Genomic DNA, 19988 nt, shown 5'->3' on the forward strand with positions numbered 1-19988 from the left:
AAAATGGAACCAATACTTATAATAAAAAAATCTAAAAATAGTGATAAAAATACACTCTACTACAATCATAAGTACGAAGATTTTTACAAAGATCAGACAGCAAATTCTCACCCTCCGGTTTTTTTTGTTGATGAGGCTCCGCCCATTACCAATAATGAAGACCACCCTTCGCTTCCCCAAATTATTTTGAAAAAGATAAAAGTCGGTACGGATTGCATTGTTCGACAAATTAATTCAAATTTTTATCTACAAGAAAGTGAATTTGTAGTTAGTGATTCGTTTAGTTATCTTTTTGAGTCATATATGGCGCATGAACGTGGTACTGTAGTTTTAACTCGAAAAACCAATTTTGGCGAGTTTTATATCATTTTTACAGATATAAAAGTCAAGTATCTACACGATGAGTCAATCGGTGTTACGCTAATTGATATTGTAGATGGAAAGCGTTCGTTATACCCCATACCTCCTAAGACTCCCATAAATCTAGAAGCGCTCTCAACTGCCTATACCCTGACAGAAGTTACTGCCAAGTCTAGTAGCCAAATTTTCTTTGGCTGGTCTGTTCCGGAAAATAACCATGATAAGGTTTGGTGGGCACTGTATCAGGGCGTTATGCCAGCATGGAGTGGACTAAGTGGTTATACCACATGGGATTGGTTATTTCCCAAAGGTACATCACGTCAAGTGGTCGGCTCTGATACTGTAGGCGTAGGCAGAATGTCCAGCGGTGCACTTTATACATTTGCACTTTTTTCCAGCGATTGGAATCTTGCTGATTATAGAACCTTTACGGCTCCATGATATTTCCGCATTAGCTCGTGGGTGAGTGGTGATTAGAGGGCGTTGTTGTATAGGGAATCTAAGGTTTAATGATGTAAGAACCACTACAGCAAGAGCATAATTAACAGTTTTTACTGATTAATAAGCAGCTCTGTCAAGTAATAACCGTGCATTAATTTTGTTGTATCTACATATCCATGGGCAATTAAGCCAGTGAATTAGTTCCCACTAAAAGGTGCAGGCGAACGGGAACGGTCAGCGAGTGTCGAACTGTCTTTGCCTGTGGGTAACTGAATGACCCACAATCTGACCCCAAGTTTTCCAGGCACGAAAGGATAAATCAATACGGTTGGTATGTCGCCGAGATGATTACTGCGTGGAAAAGCAAAAACCCGCCTTGCGGGCGGGTTCTTTAAATTAGTGGTGCCCGGACTCGGACTAACGCCGCAGGCGTTGAACAGCGCGGTTCTCGCGCTGGCCCGTAGGGCGAGCTTCGTAGAAGCGAGTCATCGTGTAAGTATCCCGCTAAACCGAACCATTCACTTTTAGAGATCTTCCGACATACTGATTATGTCCCGTTGAGGAGATCGCTATGCGCAAAGCCCGATTTACCGAGCACCAGATCATCGCCGTTTTGAAGTCCGTTGAAGCCGGACGTACCGTCAAAGACGTCTGCCGCGAAGCGGGAATATCCGAGGCTTCGTACTACATCTATGGACTACCTCCGTTTTGCAAGCACTGATTCTGGTTTTGGGTTGTTGCTTACATCTATCCGGCATCAGGAAAACCTGTGCCCAAATGGGTAATCCGCACACGATCGCCTCAACAACTGGACGGCCTCTGAGGCCAGTATAAAAATCAGGTTCCGATTGTGCAGGTGCAACCTGTCACCATTTCTCAGTACACTGCAACTTTTCTGGCTGGGAATTAACTTCCGGCTGCCTGATATTCTGTATCATTTCTCAGCATCGACCAGATTATTCTCGCGTTCTTGTTAGCTACCGCCACGGTCGTTTTATTAAACCCTCGCCGTTCCCTCAACTGATTAACCCACTGATGCAGACAGCTATCATTCTTATTCGTGGCAACCCTGACGACAGCGCGGGCACCATGAATAAAAAGAGTCCGCAGATGCTTGTCGCCTTTTTTCGTCATATTCATGAGAACTTGCCTGTCACCACTTGAGTGTTGCCGGGGAACCAGACCAAGCCACGCGGCGAAGTGACGACCATTTTTAAATTCAGTTCCTTTGCCAATAGCGGCAACAACAGCCGTTGCCGTTTTAGGACCAATACCTTTAACTTTGGCAATGCGCTGGCAGGCTTCAGATTGCCTGAACACAGCCTCTATTTCTTTATCAAAAAAGTTTATGCGACGACCAAGATCGTTAAAGAGATCATAGAGTTCTGCAATCGTCCTGCGCATTCTGGTACTGAGACCATTTTCTGCATCTTCAAGGATCAGCGGAACTGCATGACGAACTCTTGAGACCGCTGCACCGATTGTTATTCCCCGGTCAAGCAGCAGTCCTCTGATTTGACAGACGGTTGCAGTACGATGATTGACAATACGTTGTCTTGCACGGTGCAGAGCCTGAATATCCTGCTGTTCGGGACTTTTAGGCGGAACAAACTGCATCGTGGGTTGCATAAGGGCCACAGCTATCGCCTGTGCATCATTACCGTCATTTTTTTGCCCGCGAACAAAAGGTTTTACATACTGTGGGCTGATGACTTTTACTTTATGTCCCAGTTTTTCAAACTCGCGTTGCCAGTAAAATGCCCCTGTTGACGCTTCGATACCAATCAGACAGGCAGGAATATTTGCCACCGTCTGGAGTAATTCTTTTCGGCCGGTACGTTTTGTATAAACCGGTTTGCCAGCCTGGTTTAATCCGCAAAGCTGGAAAACATTTTTAGCCAGATCAATACCCAGAAATACGATATTCATGGTGACTCTCCTGTTGAGCATATTTCGTACAGTTAACCGCAGGGGGAGGAGGTAGTCCATCCCATTAACTGGAAAGCGAAGTTTGGCGGAATGGAAGCCTCTGATATCAAAAAGATGAAAGATCTGGAGGACGAAAACCGGCGACTGAAACAGATGTTTGCCGATCTCAGTCTGGAGTGCCGGGCACTCAAAGATGTTATTGAAAAAAAGCTTTAAAACCAGCGATAAAGCGTGAGCTCGTCAGTTATCTGACCGCGCAGTTTACGATGAGCATCCGCCAGGCATGCAGGACGTTATCGTTGAGCAGGACGGTCTATTTTTATCAGCCTGACACCCGGCGTGATGAGCCGGTCATTCAGGCACTGACCGACATGGCGGAACGCTATCCGCGATACGGCTTCAAGAAGTTGTTCCAGAAGCTACGCAGGCAGGGGCATGCATGGAATCACAAACGCGTTCATCGTATTTATTGCTTACTGAAACTGAATTTTCGTCGTAAAGGAAAGCAACGTTTGCCCGTGCGTGATCCAGCACCATTAGCGACGCCGGAACACCTGAATCAGAGCTGGTCAGTGGATTTTATGCATGATGCGCTGGTCTGCGGCAGACGTTTTCGTACGTTTAACGTGGTGGATGATTTTAATCGTGAAGTGCTGGCGATAGAAATTGACCTGAATATACCGGCACAACGCGTTGTTCGGGTGTTGGACAGGATAGTGGCAAACCGAGGGTATCCGCTAAAGATGCGGATGGATAACGGCCCGGAGCTGGTTTCGCTGACGTTGGCACAATGGGCGGAAGAGCATGGTGTAGCACTGGAATTTATTAAACCGGGCAAGCCGACACAGAATGCCTTTATCGAACGCTTTAACCGAACGTACCGAACAGAAATACTGGATTTTTACCTGTTCAGAACACTGAATGAGGTCAGGGAAATCACGGAACGTTGGCTGCATGAATATAACCGTGAACGTCCCCATGAATCCCTGAATAACCTGACGCCGGAAGAATACCGACTGATGGTGGAAAACGCGGAAATATCAAAAAGTGTGTGGAACTAAAACGGGTGCGCTTACAATCGAACGTAGTTCGATGGAGAGTCCGCAAGCTGAAAAGCAAAAAACCAGCCCGTAGGCTGGTTTTTCTGAATTAGTGGTGCCCGGACTCGGAATCGAACCAAGGACACGGGGATTTTCAATCCCCGTGCTGAGATAGTTGTTAAGTAAGCTGCGCGCTCAACCGAGTGTGCAAAATGAAAATTTTACCCGTAACTTCGCCGAAAGGCGGTGAAGGCAAATCTACCGAAACAGCTAATCTGTCTGGTTTTCTTGCTGATGCTGGCTTAAAAACCCTAATGATTGATGGTGACTACTCGCAACCGACATCTAGCAGTCACTATCCTTTAGAATATGAAGCACCCCATGGGCTCTTTGAGTTGCTCATGCAGACTGCGGATCTTAATAGACCAGAAAGTATAATTTCCCGCACCACAATACCTAATCTCGATCTCATCATCTCAAACGATCCTGATGAACTCTTACCTAATGCGATGCTGCACGCTCCAGATGGGCGGATACGCCTCAAGAATATTCTGCAGCACCCTACCTTCCAAAGTTACGACGTTGCCGTCATCGATTCTAAAGGTGCGGGCGGGGTGATGGCTGAGCTCGTGGTTATGGCTGCCACGGAAAGCGTTCTAGGAGTGGTTAAGCCAATTCTTCCAGACGTTCGGGAGTTTATCCGCGGATCAACACGTATGTTGTCACGACTGTCTGCTTTTGAAGTTTATGGGCTACAGATACCAAGCATTAAAATTCTGGTCAATTGCTATGAAGGCACATCTCTTGATGAGAAGACTCTTGAAGAGTTATGCGAAATCATATCTCAGAAGACCTATTCTTATTCTGAAAAGGTCGATATCAAGATGCTTGAAACAATTATCGACCAACTTGAAGTATATAAGTACGGTCACGCTTATAGGCAGCCGGTTCATCGTCTTGAGTATAAAACAGATCGAGTGAGTCCAGCTGCTGCTGTGACCATGCATAAAATTGCTTGCGAGCTGTTCCCATGTTGGAAAGATCGGTTCGATTCCGTGCTACGGAATCAACCTAGAGCAAAGGGGAAACCTAGAGCACAGGGGATGGCCAATGCGTAACAATCACCATCTTCATAAACCTGCGGATAGGCCAGTCCAGGAGGGACTGGCAATATCTCAGTCAGCTCAACAATCAGGCCGGAATCGGGCTTTTTTTCGACCAGACATCCATTCCGGTGAACGGGTCGTCCAGCCTGTCGAGTTGTTTTTCGATGTCATACTGCCTGGGACCCCACTCAGGATCGGCTGCAAATTCCGTCCAGTAATCGGTCAGGGCCAGGCTCATCTCCTGCTCGGACAGCTGTTTCACGGTATCCGGTGTCCACTGGTGCTGTCTGATAAGGGCGAATTCCAATGCCTCCCGGGGAGTACATGCCTGGAATTGTTGATGCCAGTGGTTTTTCAGCCGCAACCACTCTCCGAGCCACAGCAGCCGGTAGGACCTCTGCATCAGTTCTGCGCCCGGGTGTCTGTCGTATTGCTGACCAGCCAGATGGTAAAAATATTCAGAGCGTTGACTAATAAAATCGGAATCAATGTCGGACTCATATTGGCGTTTATTCATATTCCGTTCTCTCAATTCATTGTGGGTATGAAATTACTGGCAGTTCCTTCTGACCGGAGTCGGGAAACTTTGCGGTCAGAAAATGATCTGTCAGTTGGAGGGAGTATATCCCTGCCGATATCGAGTCCGGCTCCCTTTTCAGAAATTTACATGAATGTATTCAATGCTATGAATCTACATGGTTTTAATGTTGATTCAGCGCTGCGTGTTACGCAGGAGGGCGGACGATGAGAACGCTCTATCGCGCTATCTGTTTCTGCACTGACCGTGCTGAGAGTTGCGAAAAACTGGTGTTTTTTGAGGTAGAGCCCTCAGGCTCTCCCGTAAAAAAACTGGTAACGCTCATGATGGAGGTATGGGGCGTGACGGCATCTGCAATCGGTTATTACAACCTCAGCACTGAGGACGAACTGCATCAGCAGTCGATTAGCCGTAATGAAAACAGTGCGCTGACCTACAACACTGTTGAATATGAGCGGCAGCTATTGGAAATAGGTTATTCCCCTAATGGGGAGCGGATTTATCCAGCATTGAGTGACTGGCCAATCATGCTGGTATCCCCTCGTACTCATGATCGACTGGTAAAAGCGCTTCTGAGCCTGGAAAAACGGGAGGCGGTATATGGCTAACCCGGCACCAATAGCGCCCCAGGCTCCACACTCCATCGAAGCGGAGCAATCCGTCCTCGGTTCACTGATGCTGGATAACAACCGGTGGGATGATGTTGTCGAGCGTATTAGCGCGACAGATTTTTATCAACGCGCACATCAGCGGATATTCGCCGAAATGCAACGGCTGGTCGATGCCAGTCAGCCAATTGACCTGATCACCTTGTCGGAGTCGATTGAGAGGCAACCCAATGGTGCAGATGCATTTGCAGCAGTCGGAGGCTTCGCCTATCTGGCGGAGCTGGCGAAGAATACACCCAGTGCAGCCAACATCATTGCCTATGCCGATATCGTCAGGGATCGGAGCCAGGCACGTCAGTTGATCGCGCTGGGGAGAAAAATCACGTCTGACGCATCGTCAACGACATACGGGCGAATAAAAATCAGTGAGATAGCCGAACAGGCCGAACAGGCGCTGTTTGATATCACCGGGCAGCGTGAAACCAACACTGAAATCACCGTTCAGCAAGGTCTGGAAATGTTAGCAGATCGGCTGGAGCGCAATATGACATCCAAAAATGGGATAACAGGTACGCCGACGGGGTTCACTGAACTCGATCAGCAGACCTGTGGTCTGCAGGAGGCTGATTTGATTCTACTGGCGGCACGCCCATCGATGGGGAAAACCGCCTTAGGGCTCTGCATTGCGGGCAATACCATGGAATTAGTACGTGATAAACCTGTCTTCATTTTTAGCCTGGAAATGCCCGGAGAGCAGTTATTGATGCGCATGGCGTCATCACTGGCGCGTGTGAGCATGCAAGCCATGCGGAGCGGGCAGATGAGTGATGAAGACTGGGGCCGTTTCTCGAATGCCGCTCGCATCATGTCGGAATGGAGAAACCGGCTGATCATTGATGATAACAGCGAGCTTACGCCATCGCTGCTGCGTTCACGTCTCCGCCGTCTTATCCGCAAGTATGGTCAGCCAAGCCTGGTCATGGTCGATTACCTGCAGATGATGAAATGTCCTGGAGCCGAGAATCGTACGCAGGAGATAGCCGCCATTTCTCTCGGGCTAAAAAGTTGTGCGAAATCATTCAAGGTCCCGATGCTGGTGTTATCCCAGCTCAATCGTTCTCCCCAAAACCGAGCAGACAAACGGCCAACGCTTGCTGACCTGCGAGATGGTGGCTCGTTAGAACAAGACGCCGACCTGATCACGTTCATCCATAGAGAAGAACTTTACGACGCTAACACGTCTGACAAGGGGTTAGCAGAATTGATCATCGGCAAACAGCGGCAAGGGCCGCTTGGGACCATCAGGCTGGCGTACGAAGCGGAATATACGCGGTTCTGTGAATGGAATCTCGGCTATGGGGAGAAATACAGATGAAAGGCAAAATTGCGTCATTACAACTGGGTAGCGCCATGCTGCAGGGAAGCCGTGAACCATCACAGCAGGTTGCTGCGCTTCCTATAAGTGAAATGCCAATGGTGTTGACGCTGGATCAGATGGCGCCGCACCCGGATAACCCGCGAAAAAGTCGTAATCCGAAGTATGAGGAAATTAAAGAGTCGATCCGCCACCGCGGCCTGGATACGGTCCTGAAGGTCACTCGTGACCCGAACGTACCGGATATCTTTGTATTTAGTGATGGCGGCAACACGCGCTATGAAATCCTGAGCGAACTCTGGGCGGAAACCCGAGATGAACGCTTTTTCCGTCATACGGTCATTTTCAAACCATGGCCGGGGCGGCTTCAGTGCGTCATTGGTCATCTGGCAGAAAACGAAGTTCGCGGCGAACTGACCTTCATTGAAAAGGCGTTTGGTGTCCAGACGGCAAGAGCCCTTTATGAGGAGCAACTTGGCAAATCGGTGTCACTGCGTGAACTGGCCACATTGCTAACCGAGGAGGGACTGCCGATTGATCATTCCAGCATCAGCCGCATGGAAAGCACGTTGACCTATCTGTATCCCCATATGCCTGATTTGCTGGAATCAGGTATGGGCGCTCCACAAATAAGAAGCCTGCTATCACTACGCCATGATGCAGAAAAGGTTTGGTCTGAATACGCACTGAATACGTCACCTGATGTACCCTTTGAGACAGTCTTCGGCGATTGTTGTAAGAAATTTGATTCGCCTGATCACTGGTCACTGGATATGTTCAGAGATGAATTTATCGGCGACCTGATTCGTGCGCTGCCGCATCCGTCACTGAACTACGATCGATGGCTGATGGAGCTAGATCCGAAGGTTCGCAACCAGCGTAAATTGTTTGGCGAAACCGAACCGCTGCCAACATTTCTCAGTGATACCGATTCCAATAAAAGTCATGATGAGGGCAATCAAAGCCCGGAATCGCATGCCATAAAACCGCCAACGCCGATGAGTAACGGTGGTGAAACCCAGCCCTGGCCACAACCTAACCCTACGCGACAGACGGCACCTGATGTTAATCCTACATCAGGCATCAATCATGAACAGGGGCCGGCCTTTACGCCGATGAGCAGTGCGCTTAACGAGATCCGCGTTACTGCTGGAGAGGGCGGCGGGGTACCAGAACATCTGGATGATGACGGTGAGTATGAAACCAACGATCTGAACATGGCCCCTGGGACGCCGTTCCTTCACTCCGGTAGCACTCCGCTAACGAACGACGGCGAGTATGTCGCTCCATTATCCGAACCGCATTCGCCGACGCAGCCTTCAGGCTCAGTTTCATTTGCCAATAGCGGCCTGGAGCCGGTGACCGACATCTGGCAAATCTCGTCGCTGCAGGACGATATTGAGCACCTGCAAGATTGTGCATATCGGTTGGCGTTTGAACTGGCAGACGCAATGGGACATACCAATGAGGTCTATGAAGCGAAAGGCCTGATGGATGCGGGGTATACAACATCGTCTGTGTCAGATACCGCTTTTATTCTTTTCCTAGGGGGACTGGCAGGTCAGCACGGGGAGACGCCTTTTAATATGTTCAGTTTTTGCCTGAATTTTATTGGCTCGACAATGAAAGCTGATCTCCCCGTTCTGCCCGATATCTATGTAGTAAAAACGATGCGATTAATTCGGGTATTACGCCGCTTACGAGAACTTCAGCGTCAGGTTGTATCAGAGCAAACAGAGCAATAAAGGAATGGGGAAATTGAAGTTGAATAGCGGCACTTATTATGAGGTGCTGCTGGATGCATTATCCAGTGCGATACGAGAGAAAGAACGTCAGATTCAGGAATCGTACACCGAAGAGGTAAAAGCACTGGATAAAAACGGGGAGATATTGAGTCAGCATCATTCCTGTTCATTGTTTCTGAAGACAATGAACACCAATCAATTATTGATTTCTGATTTTAAATCTCTGTATGGGTATTTCTTGGAAAAGTATTTTTCTGATGAAAAAAGGAAAAATTGACGATGAGTGAAAATTTACTACAGGCAGCCAATGTCGCTCAGGCGGCAAACAATTTATTAACTCAACTGGTGATGGACCTGAAAAGCGGTTATATCCGGCGTTGTGAGTCTTTGGGATTGAAACAGGAAGAAATGCAGCTGTTGCTCAGCCTGACAATTGAGGACTTGCACTATCTTTCTAACAGCCCCGTTTCCGTGTTGCAGTTCCAGATCCATCATGAAAATTTCGTCCGGCTCATTCAGCATGCGCGACGCGAGCAGTTACGTTCACAACGCATTGATCGTGCATTGTCATTGGGTGGTTCGATTGAGTTGATGCAGCACATGTTTGGCCTGTCCAGTGTTGAAGTGGCTAACCGTCGGCGCATCGCGGGTATTGACGTCCGGCCCGGCAGGGGGGTGGTACTGAGCGAGCAAGAGAGCGAGGAACTGTGGGAACGCTGGCAAAAAGCGGCAGTGTCAGACATCGACAGTGCTGAGGGGCTTGACGTCATGATGCTGGCCGCCGAGCAAATGGATGTGTCATTGACTGCTGTATGGCATGCGGTTAAAGGCTGGAAGACGCTGTCACCTGCATCATCAGCTTTTAAAGAATCACAGAGAAAGGCTGTGTGACTAATAAGGAGCGCACTTATATGAGCCGTTTGCGTGAAATTATTCCGGGATTACATGTTCCGTCCACTGTCCCCAATGTTTATAGCAAAAAAGCCCAAGTCCAGGTCAGGCGTTTCAGGAATGGCGAGCGTAATTATACTCGCTTGAATGATAAGGGGACGCGGTATCTGAAAATTGACGTTGGCCCTTTTTGGCGTTTATTGAGTCGCAATCATGGCTACTCATGGGAACTGATGAATCATGAGCGATATAACAATGAAATACGTAAGTGAGGTAATCAATGGATGTGGAAATTACTGGGATATTGCTGATTGAGGCGATAAATGCAGCACTGGAGAAAAAGAAGGCGGGATCATCTAACGATGTGGTTTCCCTGAATGCTCTCAAGCGCGAAATTGTGCCGAACTATACCTATTTAATTAATATGTCGGCACTGGAATACCCTAACAAGGCCCGACAATAAGATGACTGGTCAGTGTATTTATACTGCATCTTGCTTATCCCGGATGCAGATATAAGCGCATTGATTTTTTTATTAGGTCGGAATGGCTGATAAAAATGAATCAACAACAAGGATAATGATGACATGAATCTGCCGGCTGATAGCCTGATAGCGTATACCGTTGAGAAAATGAATCTGCGGCTGGCTGAACGAATACCCGGCGAGGATGATACCGGGCAGTTGCAACTGCGCAGTGGGCTGCTTTATATGGGGAATGTTCATGATGCGTATCCCCGTCGCTTACTATTAGATACGCGCTTATCCCCGCTCGACAAGATGGCATGGATGATGATCCGCCTTTATGCCCAGCAGAACGATGGGGCAGTCTTTCCGACCTACGATGAATTACAGCTTCAGTTGGCCTCCCCCCATAAAGGCATGGCTTCCAGAGAGACCGTCAGCCGGGTGCTGTTGATGTTACGTATTACTGGTTGGCTCAGCCTGTGCAAACGTGTTCGAGATGAAAAGGGGCGGGTCAGAGGGAACATCTATGCTCAACATGATGAGCCCCTGTCATTCCGCGATGCAGAAATACTGGATCCTGGCTGGTTAGATACAGTCGCGGACGCCTGCCGGAGTAAAAATAAAACCATCAGTCAAACAGCGTGGGAAGTTCTCAACGACATCAGAGAAGACCCAACCATGCGCCATCGCCATAGCCGCATCGCGCTTATCGAAAGTCGCCTTGATGCGGTTCAGACCCCACGGCAAATGGCAGAAAGACAGCGAGTAAAATACCCGGGTTTGGAATCCGAACTCGGGCAAAAAGTACAGAGTTCGGTAGCTAAAAAGCTGAGTTCGGAAGCCGAACTTAGTCATTCATCAGGGGAGAGTGTACCGGGTTCGGAATCCGAACTAATTGGAAATTCAACGAGTTATGACCCAGTTCGGAATCCGAACCGTTACGTACGTAGTTCTTCACACAGTGTGAAAAAAAATACGTACGTACTGCCGGAGCAGTTCATCGGGCAACTCAGCGCTGATGATCGCGATATGCTAACCCAGCAACTGCAAGCACTGCCTGACGAACAAGGGCAGCAGGTCGTATTGGCACTGGACAAGGCGCTGGCAGAACGCAGCATTGTCAACCCTGTAGGCTGGTTGCTGGCCGTGATGAAACGAGCCCGTGGGGGAAAACTGTTTACCCAATCCCCTCGCGCTAACCAGCCTGAACAGCCGGCTGTAGCCCAGACACCGTCCACTGTGCTGGTAAGCCCGCCGCCAACATCCGGGTCAGCCGTGATTTCGTCACCCGAGCATGTTAGGGATGTCCTTGCCCATATCCGGAGGAGTATCTTGGGCTGATTAAAAACTAAGCTCTGTTGACAGTGTCAGTAGTGGCTAAAAAACAATCAATTCGATTTATGTGATACCCGTGGTGAGATATCTGGTAATAGTGGAAACGGGGTGGTTGAAAATTAAGCGCTGTTGGCACTGCCAACAGCGGCTAAAAAACAATCACTAATTTTTGCGCATTCGCAAAACTGGTTTGGAATTGGCTGCGATCTTCTTTGCCCTGAATATTTCTGCTCACACGTCAAAATATTCGACCGGCTATTAAGGAATCGTCAGATGTCTGATACCGAACAAAGAGCAATCGCAGATGGGAAAGGTGTTCCTGTTTCTACTGCGAAAAAACGCAGACAGGAGCAATCTACCGTTAAAAAACGTTCTCGCTCTGGAGCGTTAAAATCATCGTTAACGGTGGAATTACATACACATTATGCGATTCGCCTCTGGGATGGTCGCAGGAATGAAGGCAACACTAGCGTTAGGGCAGAGAAAAAACGGCGCCCGACGATTTTTAGTATGCCTCAGGTTATTGCTGTGGCCGGCGTCGCAAACAAAGACTCTGATGCCGACAATCCGTATGCAGATGCATTATTGGTAAAGCTGGAAAACGCGTTAGAGGTATCAAGCCAGGCAATCAAGACTGATATTGAAGAACTGACTTCTATTCTTGAGTCTATTCCACACTCACTGTCGTTGACGGATGTTCGTTCCGTTTCACCATTGAATATAGGCGTATATAGCCATTCTCCGTTGGGGTATCGCTGTGTCTGGTTGCTGGTTGGTTATGATCAACTGGCGCTAAAGGTCTTTCAGGCGTTTCATTACGGGCTGATTTCCAGGGCACAGCGTGATCGGTACCTGGATAATAATGGTTATGCTGTCAGACAAATCTATTCGTTGGTGCAGAACTACCGGACATTCAGCGTTACACGAAGCGATATTCGTGCGAAAACCCCTCAGGGTATTAACGCGATAAATCGTTTTGGCCACCCCGATCCCGACATTATGTCCGGCAAGGTGCGTTCATCATTCTCTATGCCGTTACGGGCAGGAGGGTGATATGCGACTTTTCCTGTGTGAAAAACCTAGCCAGGCACGCGACATTGCTCGTTTTCTTGGTGTAACACAAAAAGGCCAGGGCTTTCTATCTGGTGGTGGAACCGTCGTTACCTGGGCATTTGGGCACCTTTTAGAGTTGGCACCTCCAGAGGCGTATGGCGAGCAGTATGGATCCTGGAAGATGGATGTTTTGCCCATTTTACCGACCGAATGGAAGATGGTTGTAAAGCATAGTTCTGCTGAGCAGTTTGGGGTTGTTAAACGCTTACTGAAGCAGGCTGCCGAAGTTGTTGTTGCGACTGATGCCGACAGGGAGGGTGAGGTACTGGCGCGTGAATTACTGGATTACTGCCATTATACCGGTGATGTGAAGCGTTTGTGGTTATCGGCCCTGGATGATGCCAGTATCAGTAAAGGGTTGGCCAACCTGCTCCCCGGTGAAAAAACGGTGCGTCTTTATTATTCGGGAATGGGGCGTAGTAAAGCAGACTGGCTTATCGGCATGAACCTGACTCGCCTATATACTTTGAAAGCACAGTCTCAAGGGATTGACGAGCTGCTGTCTATTGGCCGTGTTCAGACGCCAACATTAGCACTTGTTGTCCGGCGTGATCTTGAAATAGAAAATTTTGTTCCAAAGCCTTATTGGTCGGTATTCGCTGATCTATCCAAGGATGGTGTAACGTTCCGAACACAGTGGGTGCCGGCTTCGGGCTATTGCGATGATGAGAAACGGTGTATTCAGCATAATGTTGCTCTGGCTGTAGAACAATTGTGTCGGCAAACTGGATTGGCGTCCGTCATTGATGTTTCTTTGAAAAGGGATAAGACGCCTGCACCACTGTGTTTTAGCTTAAGTGCTCTGCAGCAAGCCTGCTCACGCAAATGGGGGTTATCTGCCAGCCAGGTACTGGAAATAGCTCAGTCGCTGTATGAGGTTCATAAAGCAACGACATATCCCAGAACCGACTGCGGGTACTTGCCTGAATCGATGAAAGGCGAAGTTGATGATGTTTTTTCTGCACTCGTGCAGTCTGATCCTGCATTTATATCGGTCGTGAAACAGGCTAATCGCTCATTCGTTTCGCGGGTATGGAACGATAAGAAGATCAGCGCTCACCACGCCATCATTCCAACACGCCAGCCATTTGATATCACCAGGCTTTCTGATGATGAACTGAATGTATATCAGCTTATTCGGCAGCATTATCTTGCCCAGTTTTTTCCTCTGCATGAGAGTGATGTTACGGACGCAACGTTTAATGTCGGGGGGCAGTTATTCAAGACTCGTGGCCGGGTTAATGTCATCTCAGGCTGGAAAGTGCTTTTTTCCAATGAAAAAGAAGATGATGCAGTACATGATGGTGATGGGAGCGGCATTCTTCCAGCCCTGCAGCAGGGTAACCACTGCCAGGTGGTGGGATGTGAAGTTAAATCACAGCAAACTAAGCCACCCTCTCCATTTACTGACGGTACCTTGGTTGCTGCGATGGAGAATGCTGCCGCTCTGGTTAATGATCCAACGTTGAAAAAGATATTACGTGATAATGCGGGGTTGGGAACGGAGGCGACCAGGGCGGGAATTCTGGATGTGCTCTTTAAGCGCAATTATCTTAAACGGCGAGATAAGTCTATTTACTCAACACAACTGGCAAGAGAGCTTATACAGCAATTGCCTGAGGCGTTAACCAATCCTGGTATGACTGCTCTCTGGGAGCAGGCGTTGGATGATGTTTCGGAAGGCCGAATGTCGCTGGATGCGTTTATGCAGAAGCAAAAAGAATGGACAGTACATCTGGTCGAAAAAGGGCGGCAGCAGAATATAACGCTGACACAACCTGTATCGCCACCGTGTCCTCTGTGCGGTAACCTGATGAGAAAACGAAGAGGGGATAACGGCACATTCTGGGGATGTACCAAGTATCCGCTTTGCAAAGGCGTTGTGAATGATGGACCTAAAGGCAAGTCAGGTAAGAAGGCCAAAAGTAAGAGTAAACCGGCTACCTGACACGCAATATATTTGGTATGTTGGTCACGCTTTGATGCAGTACCCCGCATGCTACGGGGTGATACGACAGTTTTACGGGAACTGAAATATCACCAGCACGACAGATGGCTACCGCACACTCAGTCGATCTGTAAGGCGCATTCCCTCCGTGAAAACCGCGTCGAGAGACAGAGACTTTCTCTCTCCGGAGCTACGATGTAAACCTCAGGGAATTGGTACGTTCCCGTTAGGCGGCACTGGGTAAAACCGGTGCCGTTTTTATTTTTATAGGCGATAAATAATTTAGGTTTGACCGTAAGCCCTATTAGTTAAAAAATGAACACGCTTACTTGTCGTCATTGACGACCACCAATGGTCCATCAGTCTGTGAGGATCGCCTTCGGGTGACTGAATCACCTTTCCAGAGCCTGAAAGGAAAGGGGCGTGATGAAGAAGCGCGGTAAATCTGCCCACCTTTGAGAGCAGATATCACCATGTAGTTTGAACGCCGTTACGAGCGTGGTGATGAAGGTCCGTTTAACGTACCAGACAAGTCAGGATAACAGCTGATCCTGATCCTTGACGGGAAAAACATTTCCCGCCAGGGATGATGTTTTCTCCGTCGAACCTTTTTAACTCCATGGAGAAACACATTATGTCTGCAAATAACAACTCTCAAGCTAGCAATAACGCCCAATCCGGCAAACCAGAATATTTCAATATCCTGATTAGCGGTTTGGGGTATGTCAGCAACATTCGTCAGGTCAATGCGCAGTCGGGAACATTTCTGAGCTGTGTTATTAATGCCCTGAGTGGTCCGGCAGATAAAGCAAACTATGTGCGCTTTGATGTCACGGTGGCCGGTAAGGAAGCGAGTAATCTGATTAGCCGCTGTCAAAAAGCGGTTGATGAAGATAAAAAAGTTCTTATTGGATTCACGTTGAGCAATCTCTCTGCCGAGATTTTTACATTGAAGTCTGGTGATCATGCTGGTGAACAGCGTGTCAGCCAGAAAGCCCGCTTAATCAAGGTTGACTGGATTAAGATAGGCCAGGAAATGGTCTATAAGGCTGAAAAATCTGACTCCGTGCCTCCTCAGAATGGCGCTGCTGCTCCCAAAGAGTATGTGGAAAATTCGTTCTGATAACAGGTACCTATGACACCCCGCTTGCGGGGTGTTTTTCAATGGAAAGGAGAAAGATTATGGCTTCTCGTGGCGTGAACAAAGTGATTTTGATCGGCAATTTGGGACAGGACCCTGAAATTCGTTATATGCCTAACGGTGGCGCTGTCGCTAATTTGACGATGGCCACGTCAGATACCTGGCGTGACAAGCAGACGGGCGAACAGAAAGAGCGTACTGAGTGGCATCGAGTCACCCTGTACGGCAAGTTGGCTGAAATTGCCGGGGAATACCTGAGAAAAGGTGCCCAGGTTTATATTGAAGGTCAATTACGCACCCGTAAGTGGCAGGATCAGTCCGGTCAGGATCGTTATACAACAGAGGTTGTTGTTGATATCAATGGTTCAATGCAGATGCTGGGTAATCGTAGCGGTGCTCAGAATCCTGCAAACAGCTGGGGCCAACCTCAGCAACCAGAAGCTCCATCACACAGTGGTATGCCTCAGAACTCCGCGCCTCAGGCACAGCGTTCTGCAGGGAATGAACCACCGATGGATTTTGACGACGACATACCGTTCGCGGCGCTCGGTTTAAGTATTCCTAACCATGCGCTGTATGCTATTTCCTAAACATATGCGCCAGGATTTTTCTGGCGCTTTAACCTTTCCCAGCGGGAGAATTCCCGCCTGGGGTTCTCCTTATTAACTTTAATTTGGAGAGCTTTTTATGAACACTACTAATATATTTTTGCATACACCTTATGAACCTGGTGTCGCATTGCGTCAGGATGTGTTTAACAAACAATTTGTTGCTGTTGTTAGCGGTCAGATTGAGTATCGTGTGAACAATGAAGAGTTCGCCGATGATTTAGTTTTTCGTGATGCATCTTTTCGGGTGACAGGTGCAACAATCTCAGAAGCTGTTGACCGAGTAACGTCAGAGGTTCATGACCGATTAGAAAATATTAATAAGTTTCATCCCAAGTATATACATATTCATGATCGTTTTGGTCGGCTTGTTCTGTGTGCTGTATATACTAATGGAATTCGATGGACTAAACCGGTTCAGAGTGATGCTGAATCTGCAGATTTGCGTGCCAAATGTGACGAAATAGATCGCGAGGCTGAACTCGAAGCATCGGATGACTATTCTTACGTCGCTGAAAAGCTATGGGAATCTGTCAGAGTCATATTGCTAGCTGATGTCGACCGCCGTTGGCGTCAACATCCGGAAGTTTTGTCAATTCTGTAATTTTACTTCCTGCAGGGAGAACTTCCCTGCAGGGGAGTTCTCCTTGTTATCGTTGGAGAACTTTCAATGCACAATACATCTTTTGATGCACGTAAGCACGGGTCTATTGCCAGTGCACGTGGCCACACACTTGAAAATCGGGTTTTGTTTCAACATAAACCATTTGCGTTCTACTACATCGGAACGTACTACGCTGACGATGGAATAGTCGTATCAACACGTGAGTCATGTGAGCGGTGGTATGTTTCTGATTACCAACCGTTTAACACAGGTGCTCTACATGCTGCTGAAGTAGCGCTGCGTGATGGGACATGGACGCAGACCCATGATGGTACTGTCCTTTGACAGAGCATTTTTTTACTTCTTAAAACGCCGGTTTTCCGGCGTTTTGCTATTTTTGACTAACTTTTTTTTCTCTGACAGACTCAGGGCATCAAGGTGGGTATGCCCGCAGCTCAGGGGAGGATATATGACAATCCGTTATGATAATGACTTTTACGGCTGGACTCAGGAGCAGGCGAGTTTGTTACGCTCTGGCCGTCTGGCTGAGTTAGACGTTCATAACCTGCTGGAGGAAATTGAAGCGATGGGGCGAAGCGAACGACGTGAACTGGAGTCCCGGCTTCAGGTGTTGTTTATGCATCTGCTGAAGTGGGAATACCAGCCGAGCCATCGTGGAAAAAGCTGGCAGTTGACAATAGAGGAACAGCGCCGCAAAGCAACGCGTGTTCTGTCCGAGAACCCGAGCCTCAAGTCCCGGCTCCAGGATATTATCGCTGATGCCTATGGGGATGCGGTGATTGGCGCCGAACGTGAAACCGGCCTGAATCGTGGGTTGTTCCCGGCTAACTGTCCCTGGTCGTTTGAGCAGGCTGTTAATCCCGATTTTTATCCAGAATAAGAACACATAGTCTTTTTTCATGATAACGCCGGTTTTCCGGCGTTTTTTTACGTCTGTAATAAAGGGTTTAACGTTGTCCTGAGTCGGGCTGTCGTCAGAATAACCACCTGATTGAGATTACTCTTAAACGGTGGAGACTGATGGTACGACCAACTTTGCAGCCCATGCTGGCTTGTGCGGCGACATTCCTTGTGGGCTGTGCTCAACAGAACTCGTCTGCTGATTTTTCACGCTATACCTCTTCCACTGCTGCACCGCGTGTAAATGACATTTATCAAAGCCGATCGCCAGAGGTCGTACGGTATGATCGCTATACACTCGTCAATACTCGCCCTACTGACGCACAGCGAGATCCTCTCAATCAGATAGTCGATATCACGATGCCAGCATCAATCGTGAAATCCGTCGGTGACGGGTTTCGTTACTTGTTGCTTGAATCCGGGTATTCCCTCTGTCCATCCAACTCTCCAGTCTTTTCCGAGTTGTTGAGTCGTCCTCTTCCTGCTGTACAACGATCCATCGGTCCGGTTCGTCTCAGCGAAGCGTTGCAAATTGTCGCCGGCCAGGCATGGCGCCTGCGTGTTGACGATGTGAACCGCGAGATTTGTTTCGTACTGAGGGATGAATATCGCTCATTTGCCGTATCCACACCCGTTGTTGCTACCACGGGTACAAAAACCGTTTCGGCGCCCGTGCCTGCAACGGCTGCTGCGACCGCTCAATCACAGCAAAAATTTCTGCTGAAACCGGACTCCCAGCCGCTGCCACCGCTACCCTCGGCTAAGACACTGAGCGCTCAACCCACGGTCGCGGCAGCGTCTTCAACAGCAACAACGGCCGCGTCGGCACCGGTTAAATCATTTGATTTACCGCCATATAACCCGAACCAGAAGATCAGTGCTAACTCTGCATCGAAAGCTGTGCCGAAAGTGTCAGGGGGAACACCTCATGTACCTACCACGGCGTTACCTCCGGCACCGGCGGCACAACCTCAGTCTGCTCGTCCCGCACAAACGCAGACGCCTGTTGCAGCGAGTGTTCAACCCGCTGCTACTCCCCCTGTGCCTGCGAAACTGTCTTCATCACTGGTGCCAGCAGCACAGACAGGACCGACATGGAAAGCTGACGTCGGATCGACATTGAAAGAGACCCTGACCGGCTGGGCTTCAAAAGCGACGTGCAGCAATGGCGGGAACTGGGTGGTCATCTGGCCGGTGTCGCTGGACTACCGCATTGATGCCCCCCTGGTGTTTCACGGCAACTTCGAATCTGTCCTGGTACAGGTTTTTGACCTCTACCGCAAAGCGGAAAAACCGCTGTTTGCCGAGGCCAACCGCATTCAGTGCCTGATTTCCGTGAGTGATACCCCGGCGGGAGGTCATTGAGATGGGGTATGCGCTGCCGGTATTTGTCTTCTGCCTGGTTATCGCGCTGATGGCCGGCGATGCACAGCGCCGCTCGGCTGAACACGTCCGCCTGGCACAGCTGCAGACACAGCCCAGTCAGCTTGCCACCGACATACTGCGCACCGCTGATGCGGTGAATAACTGGCGCCACGGACGCACGGTAGCCGATGGTCCTGTTTCTCCTGTACAGGTCGGCATAGTCCCCGTACCTGACAGCCGTATTCAGACCATGATTCAGGGAGGACGCCTCTGGGTCTGGGTACCCGCCACCGATGGCGTGTTTGCTGCGCTGCGTACGCAGTCCGTGACATCGGCGCTGGCGCTGACGGTCAGTAACGGGCGGTTGCGGATGGCGGATGGCACCGACATGAACCTGCCCCTGCCGTCCGGCGTAATGGATGGCAGCATTGTTTACCTCAATTAACCTCATCAG

General features: G+C 48.9%; 20 protein-coding genes and 2 pseudogenes. 20 read left to right on the forward strand and 2 right to left on the reverse strand.

Going from position 1 to position 19988, the window contains the following annotated elements:
• Nucleotides 1-3: 3 nt before the first annotated feature.
• Together CVE23_RS22620 and CVE23_RS02790 are read left to right on the forward strand one after the other, a co-directional pair.
• Nucleotides 4-801, forward strand: coding sequence for a hypothetical protein (locus tag CVE23_RS22620; protein WP_145958396.1), 798 nt, complete (start codon nucleotides 4-6; stop codon nucleotides 799-801).
• A gap of 571 nt (nucleotides 802-1372) precedes the next feature.
• Nucleotides 1373-1489: pseudogene (locus CVE23_RS02790) on the forward strand (transposase); the annotation flags it as partial.
• Between the two features lie 218 nt (nucleotides 1490-1707).
• On the opposite strand, the gene CVE23_RS02795 reads toward CVE23_RS02790, so the two are convergent.
• The gene (locus CVE23_RS02795; RefSeq protein ID WP_100848778.1) at nucleotides 1708-2730 is read right to left on the reverse strand and encodes an IS110 family RNA-guided transposase; all 1023 of its coding nucleotides are present in this window, start codon (nucleotides 2728-2730) and stop codon (nucleotides 1708-1710) included.
• 66 nt (nucleotides 2731-2796) lie between these two features.
• Here CVE23_RS02795 and CVE23_RS02800 point away from each other — a divergent pair.
• A pseudogene (locus tag CVE23_RS02800) lies at nucleotides 2797-3791 on the forward strand (IS3 family transposase); the annotation flags it as partial.
• Nucleotides 3792-3982: 191 nt separating this feature from the next.
• Complete coding sequence (locus tag CVE23_RS02805; protein WP_100848828.1) at nucleotides 3983-4888, forward strand: ParA family protein; 906 nt, start codon at nucleotides 3983-3985, stop codon at nucleotides 4886-4888.
• Nucleotides 4889-4961: 73 nt separating this feature from the next.
• Here CVE23_RS02805 and CVE23_RS02810 read toward each other — a convergent pair whose 3' ends face one another.
• On the reverse strand, nucleotides 4962-5393 hold the full coding sequence (locus CVE23_RS02810; protein ID WP_100848829.1) for a hypothetical protein: 432 nt from the start codon (nucleotides 5391-5393) through the stop codon (nucleotides 4962-4964).
• Between the two features lie 227 nt (nucleotides 5394-5620).
• Here CVE23_RS02810 and CVE23_RS02815 point away from each other — a divergent pair, with 227 nt between their 5' ends.
• The 16 genes from CVE23_RS02815 (at nucleotide 5621) to pilM (ending at nucleotide 19979) form a co-directional block, all read left to right on the forward strand.
• Entirely contained in the window at nucleotides 5621-6022 is a 402-nt protein-coding gene (locus CVE23_RS02815; protein WP_024109625.1) for a hypothetical protein, read from the forward strand.
• A complete protein-coding gene (dnaB-PI, locus tag CVE23_RS02820; RefSeq protein ID WP_100848830.1) occupies nucleotides 6015-7397 on the forward strand; it encodes an SPI-7-type island replicative DNA helicase in 1383 nt (460 codons plus the stop codon). The genes CVE23_RS02815 and dnaB-PI overlap by 8 nt, the downstream gene beginning before the upstream one ends.
• Nucleotides 7394-9142, forward strand: a complete 1749-nt coding sequence (locus CVE23_RS02825; RefSeq protein WP_100848831.1) for a ParB family protein — start codon at nucleotides 7394-7396, stop codon at nucleotides 9140-9142. The genes dnaB-PI and CVE23_RS02825 overlap by 4 nt, the downstream gene beginning before the upstream one ends.
• 4 nt (nucleotides 9143-9146) lie before the next feature.
• On the forward strand, nucleotides 9147-9419 hold the full coding sequence (locus CVE23_RS02830) for a hypothetical protein (RefSeq protein WP_145958397.1): 273 nt from the start codon (nucleotides 9147-9149) through the stop codon (nucleotides 9417-9419).
• Nucleotides 9420-9421: 2 nt separating this feature from the next.
• On the forward strand, nucleotides 9422-10033 hold the full coding sequence (locus CVE23_RS02835; protein ID WP_024109629.1) for a DUF2857 domain-containing protein: 612 nt from the start codon (nucleotides 9422-9424) through the stop codon (nucleotides 10031-10033).
• 20 nt (nucleotides 10034-10053) lie between these two features.
• Nucleotides 10054-10305, forward strand: a complete 252-nt coding sequence (locus CVE23_RS02840) for a ParE family toxin-like protein (protein ID WP_100848833.1) — start codon at nucleotides 10054-10056, stop codon at nucleotides 10303-10305.
• An 8-nt stretch (nucleotides 10306-10313) separates the two neighbouring features.
• Entirely contained in the window at nucleotides 10314-10496 is a 183-nt protein-coding gene (locus tag CVE23_RS02845) for a hypothetical protein (protein WP_100848834.1), read from the forward strand.
• Between the two features lie 123 nt (nucleotides 10497-10619).
• Nucleotides 10620-11840, forward strand: coding sequence for an STY4528 family pathogenicity island replication protein (locus CVE23_RS02850; protein WP_100848835.1), 1221 nt, complete (start codon nucleotides 10620-10622; stop codon nucleotides 11838-11840).
• Between the two features lie 267 nt (nucleotides 11841-12107).
• Nucleotides 12108-12887, forward strand: coding sequence for a PFL_4669 family integrating conjugative element protein (locus CVE23_RS02855; protein WP_100848836.1), 780 nt, complete (start codon nucleotides 12108-12110; stop codon nucleotides 12885-12887).
• A 1-nt stretch (nucleotide 12888) separates the two neighbouring features.
• Nucleotides 12889-14895 (forward strand): DNA topoisomerase III, encoded by a 2007-nt coding sequence (locus CVE23_RS02860; RefSeq protein WP_100848837.1) that lies wholly within the window; start codon nucleotides 12889-12891, stop codon nucleotides 14893-14895.
• Between the two features lie 634 nt (nucleotides 14896-15529).
• The gene (locus tag CVE23_RS02865; protein ID WP_100850393.1) at nucleotides 15530-16018 is read left to right on the forward strand and encodes an STY4534 family ICE replication protein; all 489 of its coding nucleotides are present in this window, start codon (nucleotides 15530-15532) and stop codon (nucleotides 16016-16018) included.
• 59 nt (nucleotides 16019-16077) lie between these two features.
• Entirely contained in the window at nucleotides 16078-16626 is a 549-nt protein-coding gene (locus CVE23_RS02870; protein ID WP_024109635.1) for a single-stranded DNA-binding protein, read from the forward strand.
• A 97-nt stretch (nucleotides 16627-16723) separates the two neighbouring features.
• The gene (locus CVE23_RS22625) at nucleotides 16724-17248 is read left to right on the forward strand and encodes a hypothetical protein (protein WP_145958398.1); all 525 of its coding nucleotides are present in this window, start codon (nucleotides 16724-16726) and stop codon (nucleotides 17246-17248) included.
• A gap of 469 nt (nucleotides 17249-17717) precedes the next feature.
• Nucleotides 17718-18149 (forward strand): DUF29 domain-containing protein, encoded by a 432-nt coding sequence (locus CVE23_RS02875; RefSeq protein WP_024108354.1) that lies wholly within the window; start codon nucleotides 17718-17720, stop codon nucleotides 18147-18149.
• A gap of 140 nt (nucleotides 18150-18289) precedes the next feature.
• On the forward strand, nucleotides 18290-19534 hold the full coding sequence (gene pilL2 / locus CVE23_RS02880) for a PFGI-1 class ICE element type IV pilus protein PilL2 (protein WP_100848838.1): 1245 nt from the start codon (nucleotides 18290-18292) through the stop codon (nucleotides 19532-19534).
• 1 nt (nucleotide 19535) lies between these two features.
• Nucleotides 19536-19979 (forward strand): type IV pilus biogenesis protein PilM, encoded by a 444-nt coding sequence (pilM, locus tag CVE23_RS02885; RefSeq protein WP_100848839.1) that lies wholly within the window; start codon nucleotides 19536-19538, stop codon nucleotides 19977-19979.
• Nucleotides 19980-19988 lie beyond the last annotated feature (9 nt).

This window comes from Dickeya fangzhongdai, from assembly GCF_002812485.1.
Classification (GTDB): Bacteria; Pseudomonadota; Gammaproteobacteria; order Enterobacterales; family Enterobacteriaceae; genus Dickeya; species Dickeya fangzhongdai.

Coding starts and splice junctions, on each gene's coding strand:
- CVE23_RS02825 (WP_100848831.1), top strand. CDS start 7,394: ATGAAAGGCAAAATTGCGTCATTACAACTGGGTAGCGCCATGCTGCAG.
- CVE23_RS02815 (WP_024109625.1), top strand. CDS start 5,621: ATGAGAACGCTCTATCGCGCTATCTGTTTCTGCACTGACCGTGCTGAG.
- CVE23_RS02850 (WP_100848835.1), top strand. CDS start 10,620: ATGAATCTGCCGGCTGATAGCCTGATAGCGTATACCGTTGAGAAAATG.
- pilM (WP_100848839.1), top strand. CDS start 19,536: ATGGGGTATGCGCTGCCGGTATTTGTCTTCTGCCTGGTTATCGCGCTG.
- CVE23_RS02875 (WP_024108354.1), top strand. CDS start 17,718: ATGACAATCCGTTATGATAATGACTTTTACGGCTGGACTCAGGAGCAG.
- CVE23_RS02865 (WP_100850393.1), top strand. CDS start 15,530: ATGTCTGCAAATAACAACTCTCAAGCTAGCAATAACGCCCAATCCGGC.
- CVE23_RS02860 (WP_100848837.1), top strand. CDS start 12,889: ATGCGACTTTTCCTGTGTGAAAAACCTAGCCAGGCACGCGACATTGCT.
- CVE23_RS02845 (WP_100848834.1), top strand. CDS start 10,314: ATGGATGTGGAAATTACTGGGATATTGCTGATTGAGGCGATAAATGCA.
- CVE23_RS02840 (WP_100848833.1), top strand. CDS start 10,054: ATGAGCCGTTTGCGTGAAATTATTCCGGGATTACATGTTCCGTCCACT.
- CVE23_RS02855 (WP_100848836.1), top strand. CDS start 12,108: ATGTCTGATACCGAACAAAGAGCAATCGCAGATGGGAAAGGTGTTCCT.
- CVE23_RS22620 (WP_145958396.1), top strand. CDS start 4: ATGGAACCAATACTTATAATAAAAAAATCTAAAAATAGTGATAAAAAT.
- CVE23_RS02795 (WP_100848778.1), bottom strand. CDS start 2,730: ATGAATATCGTATTTCTGGGTATTGATCTGGCTAAAAATGTTTTCCAG.
- dnaB-PI (WP_100848830.1), top strand. CDS start 6,015: ATGGCTAACCCGGCACCAATAGCGCCCCAGGCTCCACACTCCATCGAA.
- CVE23_RS02805 (WP_100848828.1), top strand. CDS start 3,983: ATGAAAATTTTACCCGTAACTTCGCCGAAAGGCGGTGAAGGCAAATCT.
- CVE23_RS02810 (WP_100848829.1), bottom strand. CDS start 5,393: ATGAATAAACGCCAATATGAGTCCGACATTGATTCCGATTTTATTAGT.
- CVE23_RS22625 (WP_145958398.1), top strand. CDS start 16,724: ATGAACACTACTAATATATTTTTGCATACACCTTATGAACCTGGTGTC.
- CVE23_RS02835 (WP_024109629.1), top strand. CDS start 9,422: ATGAGTGAAAATTTACTACAGGCAGCCAATGTCGCTCAGGCGGCAAAC.
- pilL2 (WP_100848838.1), top strand. CDS start 18,290: ATGGTACGACCAACTTTGCAGCCCATGCTGGCTTGTGCGGCGACATTC.
- CVE23_RS02830 (WP_145958397.1), top strand. CDS start 9,147: ATGGGGAAATTGAAGTTGAATAGCGGCACTTATTATGAGGTGCTGCTG.
- CVE23_RS02870 (WP_024109635.1), top strand. CDS start 16,078: ATGGCTTCTCGTGGCGTGAACAAAGTGATTTTGATCGGCAATTTGGGA.